The 20,078-nt window shown below is 69.4% G+C and carries 20 protein-coding genes; 6 read left to right on the forward strand and 14 right to left on the reverse strand.

What is annotated here, in order from left to right:
• Nucleotides 1-18: 18 nt before the first annotated feature.
• From ACILRJ_RS00520 to ACILRJ_RS00530, 3 genes are all read right to left on the reverse strand, one after another.
• Nucleotides 19-480, reverse strand: coding sequence for a hypothetical protein (locus ACILRJ_RS00520; protein ID WP_395679274.1), 462 nt, complete (start codon nucleotides 478-480; stop codon nucleotides 19-21).
• A gap of 79 nt (nucleotides 481-559) precedes the next feature.
• Nucleotides 560-1,132 (reverse strand): DNA-deoxyinosine glycosylase, encoded by a 573-nt coding sequence (locus tag ACILRJ_RS00525; RefSeq protein WP_395679276.1) that lies wholly within the window; start codon nucleotides 1,130-1,132, stop codon nucleotides 560-562.
• Nucleotides 1,133-1,145: 13 nt separating this feature from the next.
• A complete protein-coding gene (locus ACILRJ_RS00530) occupies nucleotides 1,146-1,691 on the reverse strand; it encodes a peroxiredoxin (protein WP_395679278.1) in 546 nt (181 codons plus the stop codon).
• A gap of 138 nt (nucleotides 1,692-1,829) precedes the next feature.
• Between ACILRJ_RS00530 and ACILRJ_RS00535 the strand changes: the two genes are divergently transcribed.
• On the forward strand, nucleotides 1,830-2,057 hold the full coding sequence (locus ACILRJ_RS00535; RefSeq protein ID WP_395679280.1) for a hypothetical protein: 228 nt from the start codon (nucleotides 1,830-1,832) through the stop codon (nucleotides 2,055-2,057).
• A gap of 66 nt (nucleotides 2,058-2,123) precedes the next feature.
• Here ACILRJ_RS00535 and ACILRJ_RS00540 read toward each other — a convergent pair whose 3' ends face one another.
• Nucleotides 2,124-2,822 (reverse strand): hypothetical protein, encoded by a 699-nt coding sequence (locus ACILRJ_RS00540; RefSeq protein ID WP_395679282.1) that lies wholly within the window; start codon nucleotides 2,820-2,822, stop codon nucleotides 2,124-2,126.
• 64 nt (nucleotides 2,823-2,886) lie between these two features.
• A complete protein-coding gene (locus tag ACILRJ_RS00545) occupies nucleotides 2,887-3,444 on the reverse strand; it encodes a DUF4124 domain-containing protein (protein ID WP_395679284.1) in 558 nt (185 codons plus the stop codon).
• 153 nt (nucleotides 3,445-3,597) lie between these two features.
• On the opposite strand from ACILRJ_RS00545, the gene dinB reads away from it, so the two are divergent.
• Nucleotides 3,598-4,662, forward strand: a complete 1,065-nt coding sequence (gene dinB / locus ACILRJ_RS00550) for a DNA polymerase IV (RefSeq protein ID WP_395679286.1) — start codon at nucleotides 3,598-3,600, stop codon at nucleotides 4,660-4,662.
• Nucleotides 4,663-4,798: 136 nt separating this feature from the next.
• Here the strand turns inward: dinB and ACILRJ_RS00555 are convergent, their stop codons facing one another.
• Nucleotides 4,799-5,782, reverse strand: coding sequence for a DMT family transporter (locus tag ACILRJ_RS00555; protein WP_395679288.1), 984 nt, complete (start codon nucleotides 5,780-5,782; stop codon nucleotides 4,799-4,801).
• 10 nt (nucleotides 5,783-5,792) lie between these two features.
• A complete protein-coding gene (locus ACILRJ_RS00560) occupies nucleotides 5,793-5,987 on the reverse strand; it encodes a hypothetical protein (RefSeq protein WP_395679290.1) in 195 nt (64 codons plus the stop codon).
• 110 nt (nucleotides 5,988-6,097) lie between these two features.
• Here ACILRJ_RS00560 and ACILRJ_RS00565 point away from each other — a divergent pair, with 110 nt between their 5' ends.
• Both ACILRJ_RS00565 and ACILRJ_RS00570 read left to right on the forward strand, forming a co-directional pair.
• On the forward strand, nucleotides 6,098-7,048 hold the full coding sequence (locus ACILRJ_RS00565) for a LysR substrate-binding domain-containing protein (protein WP_395679292.1): 951 nt from the start codon (nucleotides 6,098-6,100) through the stop codon (nucleotides 7,046-7,048).
• Between the two features lie 116 nt (nucleotides 7,049-7,164).
• A complete protein-coding gene (locus ACILRJ_RS00570; RefSeq protein ID WP_395679294.1) occupies nucleotides 7,165-8,757 on the forward strand; it encodes a pyrroloquinoline quinone-dependent dehydrogenase in 1,593 nt (530 codons plus the stop codon).
• Nucleotides 8,758-8,841: 84 nt separating this feature from the next.
• Here the strand turns inward: ACILRJ_RS00570 and ACILRJ_RS00575 are convergent, their stop codons facing one another.
• Nucleotides 8,842-9,801, reverse strand: coding sequence for an MBL fold metallo-hydrolase (locus ACILRJ_RS00575; protein ID WP_395679296.1), 960 nt, complete (start codon nucleotides 9,799-9,801; stop codon nucleotides 8,842-8,844).
• Between the two features lie 39 nt (nucleotides 9,802-9,840).
• On the opposite strand from ACILRJ_RS00575, the gene ACILRJ_RS00580 reads away from it, so the two are divergent.
• Together ACILRJ_RS00580 and ACILRJ_RS00585 are read left to right on the forward strand one after the other, a co-directional pair.
• A complete protein-coding gene (locus ACILRJ_RS00580) occupies nucleotides 9,841-11,361 on the forward strand; it encodes a serine hydrolase domain-containing protein (protein WP_395679298.1) in 1,521 nt (506 codons plus the stop codon).
• Nucleotides 11,362-11,409: 48 nt separating this feature from the next.
• A complete protein-coding gene (locus ACILRJ_RS00585) occupies nucleotides 11,410-12,090 on the forward strand; it encodes a glutathione S-transferase (RefSeq protein WP_395679300.1) in 681 nt (226 codons plus the stop codon).
• A 39-nt stretch (nucleotides 12,091-12,129) separates the two neighbouring features.
• Here the strand turns inward: ACILRJ_RS00585 and ACILRJ_RS00590 are convergent, their stop codons facing one another.
• The 6 genes from ACILRJ_RS00590 to ACILRJ_RS00615 form a co-directional block, all read right to left on the reverse strand.
• Nucleotides 12,130-13,860 carry a carboxypeptidase-like regulatory domain-containing protein gene (locus ACILRJ_RS00590; protein WP_395679302.1) on the reverse strand — a complete coding sequence of 577 codons (1,731 nt, stop codon included), beginning with the start codon at nucleotides 13,858-13,860 and terminating at the stop codon, nucleotides 12,130-12,132.
• On the reverse strand, nucleotides 13,857-16,034 hold the full coding sequence (locus ACILRJ_RS00595; RefSeq protein ID WP_395679304.1) for a hypothetical protein: 2,178 nt from the start codon (nucleotides 16,032-16,034) through the stop codon (nucleotides 13,857-13,859). Before ACILRJ_RS00595 ends, ACILRJ_RS00590 begins: the two co-directional genes overlap by 4 nt.
• Nucleotides 16,031-17,200: a BatA domain-containing protein gene (locus tag ACILRJ_RS00600; RefSeq protein ID WP_395679306.1), complete on the reverse strand. Its 1,170-nt coding sequence runs from the start codon at nucleotides 17,198-17,200 to the stop codon at nucleotides 16,031-16,033. Before ACILRJ_RS00600 ends, ACILRJ_RS00595 begins: the two co-directional genes overlap by 4 nt.
• Nucleotides 17,197-18,087 (reverse strand): DUF58 domain-containing protein, encoded by an 891-nt coding sequence (locus ACILRJ_RS00605; RefSeq protein WP_395679308.1) that lies wholly within the window; start codon nucleotides 18,085-18,087, stop codon nucleotides 17,197-17,199. Before ACILRJ_RS00605 ends, ACILRJ_RS00600 begins: the two co-directional genes overlap by 4 nt.
• Before the next feature lie 198 nt (nucleotides 18,088-18,285).
• Complete coding sequence (locus ACILRJ_RS00610) at nucleotides 18,286-19,278, reverse strand: AAA family ATPase (protein WP_395679310.1); 993 nt, start codon at nucleotides 19,276-19,278, stop codon at nucleotides 18,286-18,288.
• A gap of 76 nt (nucleotides 19,279-19,354) precedes the next feature.
• Complete coding sequence (locus ACILRJ_RS00615; RefSeq protein WP_395679312.1) at nucleotides 19,355-20,077, reverse strand: DUF4159 domain-containing protein; 723 nt, start codon at nucleotides 20,075-20,077, stop codon at nucleotides 19,355-19,357.
• Nucleotide 20,078: the final 1 nt, after the last annotated feature.

The raw sequence follows: 20,078 nt of genomic DNA on the forward strand, positions 1-20,078 counted from the left end.
CCTGTTGCCAGGGTCGGACTACTTGTGGATCGTGCCGGCCTTCTCGATCGTGAAGCCACCGACGCTGACACCCAGTTCGACGCCTTCGCCGGAACCGGCCAGCGCGAGCGAGACGGTGCCCTTCGACAGCACCTGCGCGGTGCCGGACTTCACTGCGCCCGCGCTCACGTCGCCTTGCGCATAGGTACCGAGTACGTCATTGATGTTGTGCACGTCGGTGAAGCGGCCGTGACCGTTGTCGATGTGCGACTTGCCGACCGTGATCCCGCCGCCCTTGGCGGAGATGTCCACGGCCATCGATTCGCCGTTCTCGCACGACACCGTGCCGTGGCCTTCTGCGTGCTTGAAGATCAGCGACCAGCCGGTCAGCGAGAAACTCAACTTGCAGTCGAGGTTGGCCGGCGCCGCGTGCGCCTGGGCGGTACCGAACAGGGCGAGCGCGAGGCCGGCGCCGAGCAGGGGAAGAGTGCGTTGCTTCATGGCCTGAGTTCCTTGAGTTTGGACCGGGCGCAGTCTCTGCGCAGTCGCCTGAACGGAACGCGACCTGCGTGGCGCACACTCAGTAACGGGTCAGTTTCGACCACGCAAGCAGTTCGCGCCAGCACGCGAGCTTGTGTGCGCGCGTGAGCGAGGCGTTGGCCGGACTCGTCGATGGCAGCGCGAGCACCTGCGGCATGCGCGCGGCATCGATATCCGGCGCGATGCGGCGCCTGAATACCTGCAGCGCCTTTGCGCCATTCAGCGCGATCGCGGCAATGGTCGGTTCGCGCGCGAGCAGGCCCGCGATGTCGTTCGGCACTTCGCTCGCCACGAGGATGTCGCTGTCGAGGCTGCCACGTCGCTCGCACCGTTCCAGCACATCCCAGATGCCGACACCTCGCGCATGCAGGCGCGCGATGCGCTCGGCATAGTCTAGCTGGGGACCGGCATCGAACAGTTCGCCCATGAACGGCCAGAACAGGTTCTGCGCATGGCCGTACGACTGGCGCAGCGCCAGCGAGGCAAGGCTCGGCACGGTGCCGAGCACGAGCACGCGGCATTCGGCGCCGATCTGCGGCGGAAAGCTCTCGACGTGCGGCGACGCGTCGGTGGCAGCGACGACCGGCGCATCGGCGCTGCGGGGGCCCGACATCGGTGACGCGGAATCAGTCGGTGGCTTTCTTGAGCGCGGCAAGGTCGGCCAGCACCTGTTTGGAGTTTTCCTTCGGATCGACGTCCTTGTAGCGCCTGGCCACCTTGCCGTCCGGATCGATCAGGAACGTCTCGCGGCGCGCGTAGCTGAAGCCGAGCTTCGAGGTCAGCACGCCATACGCCTTCGCGGTTGCCCGGTCCGCGTCCGACAGCAGGCGGAACGGCACGTGGTACTTCTCGGCGAATTCCGCATGCGACGCGACGTCGTCGAGGCTGACGCCGAACACGTCCACGCCGGCCTTGCGCAGCGCAACGATGTCGTCGCGGAACGTGCACACCTCGGTGGTGCAGCCGGGGGTGAAATCCTTCGGATAGAAATACAGCACGACCCACTTGCCGCGCTCCTGCGCCAGCGTGTGCCAATCACCCTTCTGGTCCTGCAGGCGATAGTCGGGAGCGACCTGCCCTGCTTCCGGTCCCGTGATGGCGGGCTCGTCCGCGCCGAACGACGGCGCGGCGAGCAGCAGGAACAGGAAGCCAAGTACGCTGGCGCGCTTCACGGGAACGACCTCCATCAAACGGAACGGTGTGGCGACGCGATCGACACAGTCTACGCCTGCCCTCGCCGGAAACCGGCGCTCGCCGCGAATCCATTCAGGACGAGTACGCTATGAATGGCGGCGAAGTGGAGCCGGCCAATGGCGAACATGGTCCTCAAGCATCTGTACCACGCGCGCGGCAGCGACGGGAACGACTACGAGATCCATGTCTATGTCGAACCGGCGAGCCATGAGAACGCGCACATCGAGCGTCTCGCAAAAGTCTGCCTGGCCGATGGCGGCGAACTTCGCGTGCTGTCGAAAAGACACTACCGGATCGTCGCGAGCGGGATCACGCTCGAGGCGCACGATCCGGGCGCGGTGTAGGGTCGACCCGCCCGCCGGTCTGGAACGCGAAGGGCGGAAGACCGAATCGTCGGGCCGGGGCCCGCGCTACTTCCTTGCAAGCGGCGGAAACTTCGCGGCGTCGTAGCCGCCGACTTCGAACACCAGAGTGCGCGCCGGCTTGCCCTTCTCGGTCACCTCGACGCTGAATTTCTGCGTGTCGGCGAGCCTGGCGATGAAACCCTTGTCGTCCTTGATGAACAGTGCAGGTTCGCCGGTATCCGGCAGGTACGCCGCGACCTTCTGCGGCTTGTCGTCGAACTTCGCCGCGAGGTTGCACACGCCGCGACACTCGAAGCCCTTGCCGCCACCGAACAGGTACACGCTCTGCCCCCACGCGGAATGCCGACGCAGGATCAGTCGCACGCGCTTGTCGGCGGTAGCATCGCTGCTGTAGATCGACGCGGTCACCTGGTCGCCGCCGGATTCCTTGCCGGCCTGGTAGCTCCACAGCGCGACGAGGCGGCGATGCGTGACCGCAGCCGTGGCTTTCGCGCTGACGCCGGCAAGATCCTTCTGCACTTCCTGCGCCGCCGCGGTTCCCGGGTATTTCTCGACGATCTCCTTGCCGACGGGTGCCGCGAATTCCCATTGCTGTTGTTGCAGCATCTGGCGCCAGGCTTCGAGCGCCTTCGCCTGTTGCGCGTCGGCGACCGGCGCCGGCGCGGCATTCGTCGACGGTGGCTGCGACGGTGAACACGCGGCGAGCAGAGCCGCAGCCAGCACGAGGGAAATACGACGACGCATGCGGTTCGCTCCGGTGGAAGGCACCGGCCATCCTACCCGCATGCGTCGACTCGCGCCGCGCCCATCAATAACGCCGGCACGGATCGCGACCGGCATTCCTGTCGTAGGTCGAGACCGACTCGTCGTGCTCGTGGCCGCGGCGCCCGATCGATCCGGCGCGGGCGAGCCGGCGACAAGCCTCGGCGCGCGGCAGCGGCGTTGCCGACACCTTGACCGGCTTCGCGCCCTGCTTGCGCGATCCGGCCGCAGCGCGAGGATCGGGAATCGACTTCGGACAGCGCGCATGGCGATAGAACACTTCGCCCCCTGCGCCCCGGCATTCCCACGACATGACCTCGCGCACGCGTGCGGCGCGTGTCGGCCTGCGCGTCTTGTGCTCGCGCTCTCCCCTGCCCATTGGGGCGCGGGAATGGTCGGAAGCGGGCGCCGCCGCCGGCGCCGCCAGCAACTCGATCTGCGACTGTTGCTGCGTCACCGCGCACACGCGGTCCTGGTATGCAATGTGGCCCTGCGTGTCGCGGCACTTGTACACCGAGGCCGCCGACGACGAGGTGGCCGCGACCAGCGCGAATGCGGCGAACATCCGCGCGAGTGCCGTGCCGTTGCGCCCGATGGCGTCCATGCCGGTCTCCCTCCCTGTGCCGAGCGCGCATGCTCGCGCATGCGCCGCGGGTGCGCGATGGCAGGATCGCGCGACGTCGCGTAGGAAATCGTCGCGACTGCCTCGCCGCCGTTGCGTGGTAGTAGCATCGCGACCACTCCCACCTGGCCCGCGATGCGCAAGTTCATCCACATCGACATGGACGCGTTCTACGCGTCGGTCGAACAGCGCGACGATCCCGCCCTGCGCGGTCGCCCGGTCGTGGTCGCCTGGCGCGGCGCGCGCTCGGTGGTGTGCGCGGCGAGCTACGAGGCGCGCACGTTCGGCGTGCGCTCGGCGATGCCGGCCGTGCGCGCGGAACGCCTGTGTCCGGACGCGGTCTTCGTGCCGCCCGACTTCGCGCGCTACAAGGCGGTGTCGCAACAGGTGCGCGAAATCATGCTGCGCCACACCGACCTGGTCGAGCCGCTGTCGCTCGACGAAGCGTATCTCGACGTGACCGAACCGAAATCCGAGCTGCCGAGTGCGACCGCGATCGCGCGCGCGATCCGCGCGCAGATCCGCGAGGAGACGCAGCTCACCGCTTCCGCCGGCGTCGCGCCTGCGAAGTTCCTCGCCAAGATCGCCTCCGACTGGCGCAAGCCGGATGGCCTGTTCGTGATCCGGCCGGACGAGGTCGATGCGTTTCTCGCGCCGCTTCCGGTCGCGCGCATCCACGGGGTCGGCAAGGTCATGGACGGCAGGCTGGCCGCGCTCGGAATCCGCACCGTCGGAGAACTGCGCGCGTTCGATCCGCTCGCGCTCGAAGCGCGCTTTGGACGTTACGGCCGACGCCTGTCGGAACTCGCGCACGGCATCGACCACGGCAAGGTTCGGCCGGACCGGCCGACCCAGTCGATCTCTTCGGAGGACACGTTCGCGACCGACGTGCCGCTGGGCGAGACGGAAGCCGTGATCCGCGATCTTGCCGCCAGGACGTGGGCAGCGACGCGCCGTACCGAACGCATCGGCCGCACCGTGGTGCTGAAACTGAAGACACGCGAATTCCGCATCCTTACCCGCAGCCGCACACCGGATGTGGCGCCGCGTTCGGCCGACGAACTGGCCGCGATCGCGCTGGCGTTGCGCGATGCGGTCGAGCTGCCGGCGATGACCCTGTACCGCCTCGTCGGCGTCGGCCTAGCGAACTTCCACGACCCCGACGACACGCCGGGGCAGGCGGCACTTTTCGATGCCTGAAGGTCATGCCTGCATCCTGCTTCGTGCTCCACAAGAGCGTGCGGATCTGCTCTTGTAGCGCCGTGCTTGCTCCGCCGCCTTGTTCTTGCATTCCACGAGCCGGGCAAGCCCGGCTCCACCAGCAAGCGCTCGGCCCTCAGCGGATCTGCACCTGCGCGCCGTGCCAGAGCGCGACGCAGGCATGACACAGCTTCGCCAGCGCGGGCTTCGCTGCTGGCGCTGGCGGGACGACGGCGGGCTTGCGCGCGCCACGCACGGTCAGCGCGACACCGACGAGCGTGAGTGCGCCACCCGCGATGGCGAGCGTGCCCATGGTCTGGCCGAGCCACAACCACGCGATCAGGCCGGCCAACAGCGGTTGGCCGTACAGGAAGCTCGACACCACCGACACCGGCGCGCGCGACAACGCGAAGCTCCACGCGATATAGCCGAGGATGGTCGGACCAACCCCGAGCCAGATCGCGCTGGCGATCTGCGGTGTCGATGCGAGCGCGATCTTCTCCGGCAGGTGCAGGCCGAACGGCAACAGGCCGAGCGTGCCGACGAAGATGCTCGCGGCGGTGAAGCCGAGCGGCGTGGTCCGTTGCAGCAGGGGCTTCTGCCCGACGAAGTAGATGCTGGTGACCAGCACGGACACGAGCACGAGCAGGGCCATCGGCTCGAAGCGGATCGCGCGGCCCGAACCGAGCGTAACCAGCAGCGCACCGGCGAACGCGACTGCGAGGCCGACCAGGATGCGCGCGCCGAGCGATTCGCCGAGGCGCAACGCCGCAAGGGCCGCGGTGACACCGGGCGCGAGCGAGACGATGACCGCCGCAGAACCGGCCGGCACGCGCGTCATCGCATAGCCGAGCGACAGCTGGTAAACGGTCATGCCGAGCAGGGCCAGCACGATGACCGCCAGCCAGTCGCGGCGCGGCGGCAGCTTGATCACGCCGAACGCGACCGGCAGCGCGAAGATCAGCGAGGCGACGAGGAAGCGCAGCAGCGCAAGCTCGGCCGGCGAGAACGCCTGCAAGCCGTAGGAGATCGCCGCGAACGCGGACGACCAGACCACCAGCGTGAACGCGGCCGCGATCAGCGGCAGCGCGGTGACGGACGGACGCACGGAGAGGTTCATGATGGCGTGCTCAGCAATGCAGTGCGGCGGCCGCGGGCGCCGGCTCGCGCGGGGTCGGTGTGGCGACACGCGGCGCCGCCGCAGCGTCGGCGGCAGGATCGGCAAGCGCCGGCGACGGGCGCGTCGGCGCCCACGAGATCGGCTCGACCGGGTAGCCGTGCAGGCCCAGCAAGCCGGCGGCGATACCATTCAATTGCTTCAACATGGCGCTCTCTCCCATCAGGTTGCGGTGCGGCGTTGGAGGCGACAAGATAGGCCTCATACGCGTGTTCCGGTAGCGACATGTTTGATAGTCAGGCTTGAGGAATTTCGAACATGGAACGCACTCCGCTGAACGCCCTGCAGGTCTTCGTGACGGCTGCGCGCGCGCAGAACATGACGCGCGCGGCGGAGCGCCTGCACCTGACCGTGAGCGCACTCAGCCACCAGGTGCGCCTGCTCGAGCAACGCCTCGGCGTGACCTTGTTCGTGCGCGGACCGCGTGGCCTCAAGACCACCGCCGAGGGCGCGTTGTTGCTGCAGCGGATCGGCCCGCATTTCGATGCGATCGACGCCGCGCTCGAGCCGTTGTGCTCGCGCCGCGACTGCGTGCTCAGCATCAGCGCCCTGCCTTCGCTCGCGTCGAGCTGGCTGATGCCGCGCCTGCCGCAGTTCGTCGCGCAGCATCCGGACTTCGAGTTCAACCTCGATTCGTCGGTCGCGCGCGTCGACTTCGCCGATGGCCGTTTCGACGGCGCCCTGCGTTATGGCCCTGGCCACTGGGACGGCGTGACTGCGGAACTGCTGTTCGAGGAATGGCTGACGCCGGTCGCGAGCCCCGCGCTGCTGAAGGGTCGCAAGCCGCCGCGTCTCGACGAACTCGGCGACTGGCCGCTGCTGAGTCCGGACGATCCGTGGCCACGCTGGTTCGAGCAGTTCGGCGGCAAGGAACCGAAACGCTACGTCGCGACCTTCAGCGATTCGGACACGCTGCAGCGCGCGACCGCCGAAGGCCTCGGCATCTCGCTCGGCCGCGCCACGCTGATGCGCCCGCTGGTCGAAAGCGGTCGCCTCGTCGTGTTGTTCCCCGAGCGGATGAAGGCGCGCTACGCGCATTACCTCGTCTACCCCGAACGCTCGACGCGCCATCAGGGCTTCCAGGCGTTCCGTGCGTGGCTGCATGTGCAAGCGAGCGCGTTCCAGGCGAGCGGCCAGAACGAGCCGTTGCAGGCACCCGCGCGCACCGCCGCGAAGAGCGGCTCGAAGCCGCGTCGACCACGCGGCTGAACCGCCGCGAAAGATCGCGGATTCGCGACCTGCGACCGACGGCGTATGATCGCGCCCGGTCGCCGCTGGCGCACGCCGCTCGACGGTGATCTCCCGCCCTTGCCGGAGTCGCCCTCATGCGCCTGCCATGTGCTTTCGTGCCGTTTGTCCTCGCCTGTCTGCCTGCGGCACATGCCGCGGAACGCCACGACTGGCCAAGCTACAACCGCACGCTGACTTCCGAGCGTTACGCGCCACTGGATGAGATCAACACGAAGAACGTTTCCGGCCTGAAGATCCTGTGCAGCTATGACACCGGCGACCAGACCGGATTCCACACCGGATTGCTGCAGGTTGACGGCGCGTTGTTCGGCACGACGGAGCACGACCTGTTCTCGATCGACCCGGATACCTGCAAGGAGAACTGGCGCGCGCACGAGAGCTACGCCTCCGGCATGCTGAAGAGCAACCGCGGACCGGCGTTCGCCGAGGGACGCGTTTTTCGCGGCACCACCGATGGTCGCGTGCTGGCCTACGAGGCAAAGACCGGCAAGCGCCTGTGGGCGACGACGATCGCCGATCCGGCGCGCGGTGAATCGGTGCCGGCCGCGCCGATCGCTTGGAACGGCCTCGTTTTCATCGGCAACGCCGGCAGCGACAACAAGGGCGTGAAGGGCCGCATCTACGCGCTCGACGCCAACGACGGCCGCATCGTGTGGGAGTTCTACATGGTGCCGAAGGACGACGGCGATTTCGCGCGCGGACCGCAGGCGCCGAACTCGGCTGCCGAACACGTCGGCTCGTGGAACACGGACGAAGGGTTCCCGATCACCGGCGGAGCGACCTGGTCTTCCTACACGCTCGATCCCGAGCGCGGCCTGCTGTACGTGCCCGGCGGCAACCCCGCGCCCGATTTCGTCAACGCGCATCGCGCCGGCGACAACCTGTTCACCAGCTCGGTGGTGGTGCTCGATGCGAAGACCGGCGCGTACCGGAACCATTTCCAGATGGTCAAGCGCGACTTCCACGACTGGGATGCGTCGACCGCGCCAAGCCTGTTCACCAGCAAGGGCGGTCGCCGCCTGCTTGCCGAGGCACCGAAAGACGGCTTGCTGCATGTGATCGACCTCGCCAGCGGCGCGCAGGTTTACCGCGAGCCGGTCACGCGCATGTTCAACGTGGACGCGCCCATCACGCCGGAGGGCACGCGCTTCTGTCCGGGCTCGCAGGGCGGCGCCGAATGGAACAGCCCGGCCTACGATCCGCGCACCAACTTCATCTACACAGGCGAAGTCGACTGGTGCAGCACCGTGCGCGCGGCCGCGAAGGAGGAGATGGTCAAGGCGCCGACCGGGCTGCCGTGGAGCGGTTCGCCCGATGGCTTCGGCAAGCAGGACGACACCAGGGACTGGGCCGGCTGGATGACCGCAACCGACGCAGACAGCGGCAAGCGCGCGTGGCAGTTCAAGGCACCGTACCCGCTGATGGGTGGCATCACGCCGACCGCGGGCGGCGTACTGTTCTTCGGCGACATGGGCGGCCACTTCTACGCGTTCGACGCAAAGCGCGGCAAGCCGCTGTGGTCGACCGACCTTGGCGGCGCCGTCGCGGGTGGCGTCATCACCTACGACACCGGCGCCGGACAACGCGTAGCCGTCGCCGCCGGCATGACCTCGCCGATCTGGCCGACGCCGAAGGTCAACGGAAAAGTCTTCGTGCTCGGCCTGTAGCGGCCACGACTCGCGCACGCGGCGGGACGCGCACGCGGCGCGTGCCGCCAGTCGATCACGACGGGACTCGCGCGCGCCCGGCCCCTACAGGCACAAGGGCGTGGTCTTCGACGCATCGCGCAGGATGCCTTCGAGGTAGTAGCCGAGCAGGCCGCGCGCGAGTTTCACGTCGCCCGTCGGGATCAGCGTATCCGCATCGTGCAGCCAGCCGTCGATGCAGGCGTCCTTCGATGCCTTGCTGTCCGCGCAAGAGAGGAGTCGGTCGAACGCCCTTCGGTAGGTCGCGAACTGCGCGCGTGTCATCGGTGCGCCATGTCCGGGAACGAGCGTGGCAAAGCCGATCTGGTCCAGATGCGCGAGAGATGCCTTCCAGCGCGCCGGACAGGCGGTGTCGAACAGCGGTGCCGGCAATGTGACCAGATCGCCCGCGGCAAGCACATGCGTGGCCGGGTCGAACAGCCAGACGTCGCCGGCGGTGACCGCGCGGGTCTCGAGGCCGACCTGCACGCGGCGTCCGGCGATGCGCGTCATTCCACCCTTCACGATGCGCTCGTCCGGATACAGCGCCGGACCTGCGTCGATCAGCGCGAGCTCGTCGCGCAGTGCGGCCTTCTGCGCTACATCGCCGTCGGGTGTGGCGAGAACCTGCTCGATCTGCGCGCGATATCCCGCGAGAAAACCGCGCATCGCATCCTCGATCGCACCGCTCGCGTGCACGCGCGCGGCCGGGAACATCTTGCGCAGCAGCGCGTTGCCGCCGACGTGGTCGAGATGCCAGTGGCTGTTGAAGATCGCGACGATCGGCAGGCCGCGCGAGCGCGCGTAGTCGACAATCTGCCGGGTATGCGCCACGTGGCGGCCCGTATCGAACACGACCAGGCCGTCGGCACCGTCGAACACGAGCGTGTTGCCATCGGGCTGCTCTCCCGCAATGAAACGGCCGGGCAGCAGTTCGACGCCGGTGGCGAGCGCCGCCGCCGACGCGCTTGCGCCGCTTGCGAGGACCGCAACGGCGATGGCCAACGAGACGAGCGTGCGGTGCATCGAACGGTCTCCATGATCCGGTGAAACGAGCATCCCACGATGATCGGGCGCCAACCCGTGCCGTCAGTCCCGCAAAAGCCGGACGCAATCGCCGCCTGCGCCGAAGCGTGCGGCGACGACGACGAAGCGTCGTGGGCGCGGGTCAACCGCGCCCGCTGCAGCGCGTTCGACGACAGCATGAAGCCTGCATTCCTTGCCATCGTCCTGCTCGTCTGCGCCAGCGCCACGCGCGCGGACCCGATCGACGACATCGTGCGCGACGCGCTGGCGCGCAGCCACATTCCCGGCGCCGCCGTCGCGGTGATCGAGCGCGGCCGCATCGTCAAGCTCGCCGCCTACGGCATGGCGAATCTCGAATGGCAGGCGAAAGTCGACGTCGACACCGCCTTCCAGCTCGCTTCGGCCACCAAGATCTTCACCGGCATCGCGCTCATGCGCCTGGTCGAACGCGGTCGGCTGTCGCTCGACGATCCGCTGTCGAAGTTCTTCGCCGACGCGCCGGCTTCATGGCGGACCATCCGCGTGGCGCAGCTCGCTACGCACACATCGGGCCTCGACGATGACCTCGGCCAGCCGCGGCCGCAGACCGTCGAGGCCATCGTCGCCGCCGCGAAGCAGCGGCCGCTGGTGTACGCACCCGGCAGCGAAGCGCGCTACGGATTCACCGATTTCGTGGTGCTGCGTGCCGTGCTGGAAATCGCTGCAGGAAAAGCGCTGCCGGCGATCTTCGACGACGAGATCTTCAAGCCGCTGCATCTCGATGCGCCGCGCTTCGCATTCGCGCGCAACCAGGGACCGTCGATCCGCTCCGCCGATGTCGTGCCGCATCGCGCGTCCATCCACGCCTGGAGTGACGGCCGACAGCGCGTCAGCGAATTCCTGTACGGCGAGCAGGGCTACGGCGCCGGCGGCCTGTACGCGTCGATCCGCGACCTCGCCAGCGTATTCGTCGCGCTCGACCAGGGCACCCTGCTGAAGAGCGCGAGCTGGCAAGCGTTGCAGACCCCGCCGACCCTCGCCGATGGCCGCCGCGGCGGCTTCGGCATTGGCTGGACGGCTCGCCGCTATCGCGGCACGTCCGTGGTCGGCCACAGCGGTGGTCCCGCACTCGCCGACATCCTGCGCATCGACGCGCGCCAACTGACGATCGCCGTCCTGTGCAACCAACAGCACTATTACCCGCTGCTTGCCGAAGCCATCGCCGATCTCCATCTCGCGCCGCTGCCGGCAACCCCTTCGATCGATGACGCGGAGCCTGCGGTCACCGCCCTGTTGCGTGCGACGCTGCGCGACGCGGCGCGCGGCCGGCTCGATGTACGGCATTTCGAACGCGCAGCGGCAAATCCGTCGGTCGGATTCCTGTCCGACTTCGGCCGGGCACTGCTCGAGGCGGTCGGTCCCGCCCGCGGCATCGACCTGCTCGCCGATCGACGCACAGAGGGCCGGCGCGTGCGCAGCTATCGCGTGTCGTTCGCACACAAGACGATGACGTGGCAATTTGAAACGAACGATGCCGGCCGCATCGAAACCCTGCGGCCGGCGGGCGAAGACGAACCCTGAAGCGTCGCCCGGCACCGATCCGCTACCATCGCGGCCACGGAGGTCCGCATGATCGTCGTCCATCACCTCAACGACTCGCGCTCGCAACGCATCCTGTGGCTGCTGGAGGAACTCGGCCAGCCGTACGAGATCGTGCGCTACCAGCGCGATCCGCACACCCTGCTCGCGCCTGCTTCGTTGCGCGCGGTGCATCCGCTCGGCAAGTCACCGGTCGTCGTCGATGGCGACGAAGTGCTGGCGGAATCCGGCGCGATCATCGAGCGGCTCACCGACCGCTACGGCAACGGCCGTCTCGCGCCGCCTGCGGACTCGCCGGGGCGCGGCCGCTACCTCTACTGGCTCCACTACGCCGAGGGTTCGGCGATGCCGCCGCTGCTGCTCCGCCTGGTCATGGATCGCATCGAGAGCGCGAAGATGCCGTTCTTCGTCCGCCCGATCGCGCACGGCATCGTGGCGAAAGTGCGTGCCGGCTTCGTCGATCCGCAGTTGCGCTTGCACATGGACTACATCGACGCCGAACTCGCGCGCAACGAATGGTTCGCCGGCGACCGATTCAGCGCCGCCGACGTGCAGATGAGCTTCCCTCTTGAAGCCGCCGCCGCGCGCGGCGTGCTGGCCGATCGGCATGTTCACGCACGCGGCTGGCTCGTGCGCATCCACGCGCGATCTGCGTATCAGCGCGCACTCGCACGCGGCGGGGACTACGCCTACGCGAGCGCACTCGCGTAGTGCGGGACGCGCGTCGCGCGCGCCACCCCGCGTGCTCGGCTACCGAGCCCCGCGCGCACGCTCGAGCGTCCAGAGCAGCGCGACTACCGCAAGCCAGGCGAGGAAGAACGGCCAGCGTGGCCAGGCCACATCGCGCGATGCGGCCGCGACCGCACCCGCTGCTCGCGCGTCGGCCAGCGTCCGGGTCGCCGCAGCATCGTCGGCCGCAGCGAGTGCGAGTGCTTCATCGGGCGCGCGCACGTGGAACGGCCAGCGCGTACCGTTCGACAGGAGTGCATGCCAGCCGGGCACGGCCGGCCAGTAGGCAGCGCACCGACGCGCAGCGTGTCCGACAACGTCGAGCGGCACGGCGTCTCCGCGTGGTGGTTCGACGCGCGCGTCCGCGTCGATCCCGCACAGGGCCATCCGCCGGTCGACGCGCGCATCGGCGTCGATGATCGGCTGTGCGGCGCCGCGCGCGCGCGCAAGCGTCGCGAGCGTTCCGCTCCACAGCGATGCATGCCGCGCGCTCTCGCCGGTGAGGCGCAGGCGGAACGCATCCGCAAGCGTCCACACCGCGACGCGACCCTGTCCTTGCGCGCGCCACGAAGCCAGTACGGCGCCATCGTCGGCGCGCAGCAGCGGCGCCGCGTCTTGCGCCTGCACGTCGAGCGGCGCACGCGTGAACGCAAGCCTGCCCGCGGCGAGGCCGAGCGCATGATCGAGTGCCAACGGCTTCGGCGCGGCATCGGTCACGCGAAGGCGAAAGCCAAGTGCGGCCCAGTCGTCCGCGACCGCCGGTGGCGGCATCGAGGTCACTCGCAGCAGCAGGCCGAGGCCGTTGTCCACGGCGTCACGCAACGCGTCCGTCTGCGTCGGCGACAGCGCCGCCCACGCGCGCTCGTCGACGATCGCGACATCGGTCTTCGCGAGCGTCGGCGCATCGACCAGCGACGCGCCTTCGTTCAGTGCGATGCCTTCGCTGAGGCCCACACGGCTGTCGAGCGCCACGCCCGCGTCGACGGCCCAGCGACGTAGATACTTGAGTTCGGCGTCGGGCGCGCCGGCGAGCAGCAGCACGCGCAACGGCACGCCGGCATCCACGACCAGCGGCGTCGCCACCTCGTCGACCGGGGTCCCGTCGGCGGCGCCTATCCCGAGCGCGAACATTGCCGTGCCTTCGCCCTTCGCGAACGCATCGAGCGTAAAGCGCCCTTGCTCATCGGTCGTCGCCGATGCGACGACCGCAGCGGACGGATCACGCAGCGTGACGCGCGCAGCGGGAGCACCTTCGACACGACCTGCGATGCGCCAGGCATTGCCGGCGCGCACGACGCGCGGCGCGTCGAGTTCGACCAGACCGCGCGGCAACGGCGCCGCATCGAACTGCACGTCGAGACCGCGCGCGGCATCCCGATCGCGTACCGGCAGGCCGCCGCCCACGACGCGCAGGCGACGCACGTCGGGATGGTGACGCAGGGCGGTGCCGAGGTCGGGCACGCGTTCGACCGTGCGCGCCGCATCGACACCGGGCAAGGCAACGACCTCGGTGCCGGGCGGCGTCGCGGCAAGTTGCGCCGGCGTCGCGCGTGGCGTCAGCACGACGAGCTCGCCGGCTGCGTAGCGTTCATGCGTTGTCGGCGGGAACAGGCAGAGGCCGAGCAGCAGTGCCGCGACGAGCTGCAACGCGACGCGCAATGCACGCCACCGTTGCCCATCGCGCCCGCTGCGCACGACGCCGACCGCGGCGGCGAACACGAGAGCAAGTATCGCCAGCGTGGCCACGTTCATCGAGGCGCGCGCTCGAGCGCTTCGAGATACGCGCGGCCTTGCGCGTCCAGCTCGACGCGCGGCGCGCTCGCGGCCGCGGGCGTCCCGAGGAGCGGCCACAAGGCCGCGCGCAGGCGCGCACGGCACTTGTCGCAGGCGGGATCACGGCTCACCCGATCGAGCGCGGCAAGCACATCGAGCGCATCGCCGCGCGTCGCCAGCGCGCGTTCCGCTGCTTCCCGATCGATCGTCGCATTGCGCGCGCCCGCATCGAGCGAATGCCACAGGACGGCGAGCGCGGTCGACGGATCCTCCGCGGCACCGAGCGTGCCGACGCGATCCGCGAGCTCCTTGCGTTCGCCCCCGAGCCGCCTCGCTTCGTCCGGCACCGGCAGTTCAAGGCCGACTCGCGCGAGATAGATGCGCGTCGCCTGCTGCACCTGCTTGATGTAGTCGAGCGCGCGCTGTTCGTACGGCAACGCCTGCTCGGGCGCGCCCTGGCGCAGGTGCAACTCGGCCTGCCACATCTCGGCCAACGCGGACTTCAGCGTCGCCCTCGTTTCCGGATCGAGCAGGGTCGCCGCCTCGGCGATGTCGTGCACGTGACCGTATTCGGCCACGACGTCGCCCGCGTCGCCGAATTTCGCCGGCGCTGGCGGCGCGGTCGCCTCGTGCGCGTCGTGCGCGGCGGCGAGCGCACCCGCCTGCGTGTCGGCCGCGCCGACGGTGCCTTCCGGCGCGTGCTCGGCATGGGTCTCGGATTCTTCGCCGAGGAACTGGCCGTAACGCAGGCGCAGCAGTTTCTGGTCGACGCCGATGCCGTCCGAGCGTCCAAGGAACTTCGCCTGGTCGAGCCGCGAGCGCTCCGCGATCAGCGCCTCGCTGTCGAGGATGATCTGGCGCTGGCTGCGGAAGTACGCCGGCATCGTCTTCTGCACGATGCCTTCAAGGCCGCCGCCATCCTTCGACGCCGCCTGCGGCCAGCGCAGGATCACGCCCGGTCCGCGCGTGACGTTCGCTGCGGGCGCGCGATTGTCGGTGACGACGACACGTGCGACGACGTCGTCACCCGTCGAGAAACCCAGAGCCGCGAGATCAATCGCATAGCCGTAGCGCAAGGCGACGCCAGAATCACCGTCCCGCCGGGACGACGGCAGACTGTATTGCGCGTCGCTGCTTGGACGGGAAATCGGTTGCCCCACGAGCACGTTGACCTGCTCCTTGAATGCGATGTTCTCGCCGCTGCCATGCGCGAGCGTGACGACCAGTTCGGCCTTGGCGATGCCGTAGTCGTCGGCGGCCTCGAACACCAGCGGCCACGACGGCTGCATGGTGTCGACGAGGTTGAGACTGTGAGCCGGTTCGATCACGCGCACTTCCGGCGCGCGGTCGGCGAGCACGTCGATGCGGTGCAGGCCGTCGTCGGCGAGCGGCGGCGCGCCATCGACGACGATGCGATAGAGCGCCGACGCGGTCGCGTTGGCCTCGCCGCTCCAGGCGTCGCCGGTGCGTTGCAGCGCGATGCGCCGTCCATCGTGGAATTGCAGTGCGGCTGCTCGCGGACTCGGCGCAAAGCGCAGCTGCCAGCGCAGCCGCGTGTCCTGCGGCACGCGCGCATCGAGTGCGGACTGCGTCGACGCAGCGATGCCGGTGTAGGCGGGCGGAGCGAGCGCGAGGGTCGATGCCTCGATGCGCGTCGCGTCCGGCGACGCCTTCGCGTGCTCGCCATCGCTTCTGGTTGACGCGTCGCGGGCGTTCGGAGCAAGCGCCACGGCCAGCGCAAGCAGTCCGCCGACGATCGCAGCCAGCGCTAGCGCGCGCCATGGCCATGCGGAGCGCACGTCGGCGCCGACTTCATCGAGGCGGCGCAGCAGGCGCGCACGTTGCAGCGCCGGCAGCGGTGCGAGCATGTCGCGCCCGAACAGCAGCGATGAGCTGTCTTCCATCGCGGGCTCGAGCGCGTCGAGCCGCCGCGCGAGCCAGCCGGCATCGACGCGGCGCGCGGCACGTACTGCGGCGACCGCCAGCAGCAGCGACGCAATGACCGTGGAGATCGCCGCCGCACCGCCGCCGAAACGGTACGCGACGGCGGCGACCAGCGCGAGCGCCGCCGGCGCGCCGATCCCGAGCGCGATCGCGATCTCCCGGCGCGTGGCAGCAGCTCGCCAGCGTTCGATGCGCGGATCGAGCGTCATGCGCGCGGCTCCGGGCGACGCGCCGTAGCGACGATGCGTTCGAGCGCAAACAGCACGGCGATCGCGAGCGCGAGCCAGGCATCCAGCGGCCGCGCCGCGGCGAGCGAGCGCGCGGAATGCACAGCCCCGCCGTCGACCAGCGCCGGCGCCATCGCGCGTGCGGCGGCGCGATCCGGCGCCGGCGGCGTGCCGGCGAACGCGACACGCAGCCGCTCCGGAAATCCGGGGTCGAGCAACTGCGGCAACCGGTCCGGCGCGAGCGCGTCGGGCAAGACGATCGCGTGCCCGGCACCGATGCGACGATCGCGCGCGACGACGTCGCCGTGCGCGTCGCGCCAGAGCGCGTCGCCTTCGTCGCCCGCGTGCGCGAGGAGCGCGCGGCCGCCGCGTTCGATCCACGGCAGCACATCGCGCGGCGGTGTCGGCGCGAGCCACACCAGCCAGCTCGCGTCGTCGGGGATCGGCTTGCCTACTGCAGCAGCGTCGAGCCGGTAGCGCCCTGGCTCGCGCACGTTCCACGCCGCGACGGCGGCTTCGACGTAACGCACGGAGGCCGCGTCCTCGTTTGCGTAGCGCACCACGGCGCGGATCGGGCTCGCATCTTCCGCATTCGGCGATGCCGGCATTGCGCCCGCGACGACGTGCCATTCGAGCGCATGCACGAGTCGCGCGCGTTCGCCATCGAGTCCGGCGAGCTGCCGTGGCACGACCACCTGCAAGGTTTCGCCATCCGGCAGCTGCGCATCCGCTTCGCGCAGCAGGCTCGCCAGCGGCACGCCGCCCGCCGCAAGCGTTTCCTCGAAGCGCGGGAACGCCGGCGCGAGCCAGCGCCAGTCCGCATGGGAGCTGTCGACCGCGGCCAGCGCCGCGCCACGATCGACGCCGGGCGCAACGTACACGCGCGGCGTCGGAGCCGCCGTCGTCGCCTCGAGCGCGAGTCGCGCGAGCAGCAGCGCGAGCAGGGCGAGCAGCAGCAGGCGCACCAGCAGCAGCCACGGGCGTTCGAAGCGCAGGCGGCGCTGAGGCTGGATGCGCGAGCCGATCCAGCGCAGCGCGGCGAACGGAGTCGTCTCCAGCTCGACCCGCCGTACGAGGTGGATAAGCAGCGGCAGCACCCACGCCGCAAGCGCAGCGAGACCGAGCGGCGCGAGCAGGGCGAAACTCATCGCCCGGCGCCGCTCGCCGAACCGAACAGGACACGCAGCGGCGCATCGACCGCTTCGTCGAGCACGTGCCCGGCATGGCGGATACCGGCCGCGGCAAACCGCTGCGCGAGGTTGCGCCGCGCGTCGGTGAAGCGCGCGAGGAAATCGGCGCGCACGCCGGCGGCGTCGACGCGGCGCTCGGCACCCGTTTCCTGCTCGACGAAACGATGGCTGCCACGGAACGGAAAGTCGTGTTCGTCGGACGCGATCAGCTGCACGCTGGCGATCTCGCGGCGCGCGAGCGCGAGACGCACGGCGAGATCGACCGCCGCGTCGTCGAAGAAGTCGGACAGGAAAACGACCAGTGATGCGGGCGCGATGCGCTCGAACAGCGGCCGCAGCGCGGCATCCGTCGGCCACGCGCCACCCGTGCGCGCTTGCGCGAGCGCGAGCAGGCAGCGGTCGCGCTGGCGTGCGCCGCTGCCGGCGGGAATCGCCTGCAGCGTATCGCCGAGCAGGACGAGGCCGAAGCGGTCGCCCTGGCGCAACGCGAGTTCGATCGTGCAGGCAGCGAGGACGCGTGCCGCGTCGAGCTTGTCGCGTGCCGCACCGGCGCGATCGCGCTGCGCCATCGACGCGGTCGCGTCGAGCACGATCCAGACCGCAAGCGGGCTGTCGCGCTCTGCCTCGCGCACGAAGTAGCGGTCCGAGCGCGCGTAGAGTTTCCAGTCGATGCGCCGCGGCTCGTCGCCGGGCTCATAGGCGCGGTATTGGGCGAACTCGAGCCCGGCGCCGCGGCTGCGGCTCGAATGCTGGCCGAGGCCGTCGCCGCCGGCCGGCGCGCGCGTCGCGAGGCGCAGGCCGCGCAAGCGCGCGCGCACGTCGGGCGGGATCAGGTCGGCCTGCATGGCACAAAGCGGAAAGACTGGAACGCGAAACGCCCCGGGTACACGAAGGAGCATGCTGCTGCACGAGCAAGCGGGCGCGGCCTCGCAACGCCACGAACCAAGCCTGCCGCCTGGCGACTGCGCGAAGGAAATGCCTTTCCATCGCGTGCCCGGCGTGCCTCGTGTTGCAGGCTCCTCTGCTTTTGCACGGCCTTGCCTCTACGGAGCGGGCAACGCGCGCAACAGGACGGCGACGACGTCATCGCTGCTGCGCTGCTCGGCTTCGGCCGCGAACGACAGCAGCAGTCGATGGCGCAACACCGGCGGGGCGAGCGCATGCACGTCCTCGCGCGTTGCGGCGAGGCGACCGTTGATCAGCGCGCGCGCCTTGGCGGCGAGCACGAGTGCCTGGCCCGCGCGCGGTCCGGCGCCCCAGCGCACCCAGTCGCGCACTTCGGCCACGTCGCTCGTCTGCGGGCGCGTCGCGCGCACGAGGCGGGTCATCCATGCCAGCAGTTCGTCGCCGACATGGACCTCGCGTGTGAGCGCCTGCAGCGCGATGACCTCGTCGCCGGACATCACCGGCATGATCCGCGCGGCCGCCGCACCGGTCGTCTGCGCAATGATCGTGCGCTCCTCCGCCTCGTCGGGATAGTCGACGCGCACATGCAGCAGGAACCGGTCAAGCTGAGCCTCCGGCAACGGATAGGTGCCGGCCTGTTCGAGCGGGTTCTGCGTCGCCAGCACGAAGAACGGCTGCGGCAGGCGGTGCGTCGTGCCGGCATAGCTGATCGTGCGCTCCTGCATCGCCTCGAGCAGCGCCGACTGCGTCTTCGGCGGCGTACGGTTGAGCTCGTCGGCGAGCAGCAGGTTGGTGAACACCGGACCCTGCTGGAACTTGAAGTAGCGCTTGCCGGTGCCGTGGTCCTCTTCGAGGATCTCGGTGCCGACGATGTCGCTCGGCATCAGGTCCGGCGTGAACTGGATCCGCCGGAAGTCGAGCGCGAGCGCGTCGCCGAGGACGCGCACGAGCAGGGTCTTGCCAAGGCCCGGCACGCCCTCGAGCAGGCAGTGGCCGCCGGCGAGCAGGCCGATCAGCAACTGCTCGACGACCGCGCGCTGGCCGACGATCACCTGGGCGATCGCCTCGCGCAGTGCGTCGAGCCTTGCGAGTTGCTGCCGGACGGATGGTTCTGTGTGCTGTACGTTCATTCGAAAAACCCGGGTTCGTCGTTGCGGCAAACCGGAAAGTGGATTGCGGCGTTTGCCGGAATGACGGTGAATGGAGTCACGCGGTCAGCGCGTAGATGACGACATTGACCGCGAACTTCGTGTTGTCCTCGGCGAGAAAACGCTTGTTGCGCCAGTCGTAGTCCCATTCGCAGCCGTAGTCCTTGTTGCTGTAGAGCACCCCGAGGCGGCCGTCGAGCGCGATGCCCTTGAGGTACTCGTGCACGAGGTCGTCGCCCCAGCCGTTGAGCTCGAACGCCGTGTTCGGCGGGCCGTCGAAACGGAAGAAGCTTTCGAACAACGGATGCGTCTTCGGCAGCTTCTGCAGTGCATCTTCGCCGAAGATCGCGGCCATCTCGCGTTCGAACGACTTCGCGAACAGGCCGTCGATGTCGTGGTTGCAGTCGTCGACGAAAACGAAACCGCCATTGCGCACATAGCGCTCGAAGTTGCGTCGCTCGTCCGGATTGAACTCGACCAGCTTGTGCCCGGCGAGGTAGCAGAACGGTTGTTCGAGCATGCGCGGATCCGACAGCGGAAGCACGCGCTCGCGCGGATCGACACGCAAGGTCGTGTACTGGATCAGCGCGTCGAGCAGGTTCGACGGCATGCGCTGGTCGACGTCCCAGTCGCCCGACTCGTACATCAGGCGCGTGAACCAGAAATCGTAGGTCGATGGTGGCGGCGATGCCGTCGCCGCTTCGGCGAGCGCGGCGCGCGGCGCCAGCAGGGCTGCGCCGCAACCGGCGAGGACCAGACGCAGGAATTCGCCGCGGGTCATG

Source organism: Dokdonella sp. (assembly GCF_044227025.1).
Classification (GTDB): Bacteria; Pseudomonadota; Gammaproteobacteria; order Xanthomonadales; family Rhodanobacteraceae; genus Dokdonella_A.

Coding starts and splice junctions, on each gene's coding strand:
- ACILRJ_RS00520 (WP_395679274.1), bottom strand. CDS start 480: ATGAAGCAACGCACTCTTCCCCTGCTCGGCGCCGGCCTCGCGCTCGCC.
- ACILRJ_RS00525 (WP_395679276.1), bottom strand. CDS start 1,132: ATGTCGGGCCCCCGCAGCGCCGATGCGCCGGTCGTCGCTGCCACCGAC.
- ACILRJ_RS00535 (WP_395679280.1), top strand. CDS start 1,830: ATGGCGAACATGGTCCTCAAGCATCTGTACCACGCGCGCGGCAGCGAC.
- ACILRJ_RS00540 (WP_395679282.1), bottom strand. CDS start 2,822: ATGCGTCGTCGTATTTCCCTCGTGCTGGCTGCGGCTCTGCTCGCCGCG.
- ACILRJ_RS00545 (WP_395679284.1), bottom strand. CDS start 3,444: ATGGACGCCATCGGGCGCAACGGCACGGCACTCGCGCGGATGTTCGCC.
- dinB (WP_395679286.1), top strand. CDS start 3,598: ATGCGCAAGTTCATCCACATCGACATGGACGCGTTCTACGCGTCGGTC.
- ACILRJ_RS00555 (WP_395679288.1), bottom strand. CDS start 5,782: ATGAACCTCTCCGTGCGTCCGTCCGTCACCGCGCTGCCGCTGATCGCG.
- ACILRJ_RS00560 (WP_395679290.1), bottom strand. CDS start 5,987: ATGTTGAAGCAATTGAATGGTATCGCCGCCGGCTTGCTGGGCCTGCAC.
- ACILRJ_RS00565 (WP_395679292.1), top strand. CDS start 6,098: ATGGAACGCACTCCGCTGAACGCCCTGCAGGTCTTCGTGACGGCTGCG.
- ACILRJ_RS00570 (WP_395679294.1), top strand. CDS start 7,165: ATGCGCCTGCCATGTGCTTTCGTGCCGTTTGTCCTCGCCTGTCTGCCT.
- ACILRJ_RS00575 (WP_395679296.1), bottom strand. CDS start 9,801: ATGCACCGCACGCTCGTCTCGTTGGCCATCGCCGTTGCGGTCCTCGCA.
- ACILRJ_RS00580 (WP_395679298.1), top strand. CDS start 9,841: ATGATCGGGCGCCAACCCGTGCCGTCAGTCCCGCAAAAGCCGGACGCA.
- ACILRJ_RS00585 (WP_395679300.1), top strand. CDS start 11,410: ATGATCGTCGTCCATCACCTCAACGACTCGCGCTCGCAACGCATCCTG.
- ACILRJ_RS00590 (WP_395679302.1), bottom strand. CDS start 13,860: ATGAACGTGGCCACGCTGGCGATACTTGCTCTCGTGTTCGCCGCCGCG.
- ACILRJ_RS00595 (WP_395679304.1), bottom strand. CDS start 16,034: ATGACGCTCGATCCGCGCATCGAACGCTGGCGAGCTGCTGCCACGCGC.
- ACILRJ_RS00600 (WP_395679306.1), bottom strand. CDS start 17,200: ATGAGTTTCGCCCTGCTCGCGCCGCTCGGTCTCGCTGCGCTTGCGGCG.
- ACILRJ_RS00605 (WP_395679308.1), bottom strand. CDS start 18,087: ATGCAGGCCGACCTGATCCCGCCCGACGTGCGCGCGCGCTTGCGCGGC.
- ACILRJ_RS00610 (WP_395679310.1), bottom strand. CDS start 19,278: ATGAACGTACAGCACACAGAACCATCCGTCCGGCAGCAACTCGCAAGG.
- ACILRJ_RS00615 (WP_395679312.1), bottom strand. CDS start 20,077: ATGACCCGCGGCGAATTCCTGCGTCTGGTCCTCGCCGGTTGCGGCGCA.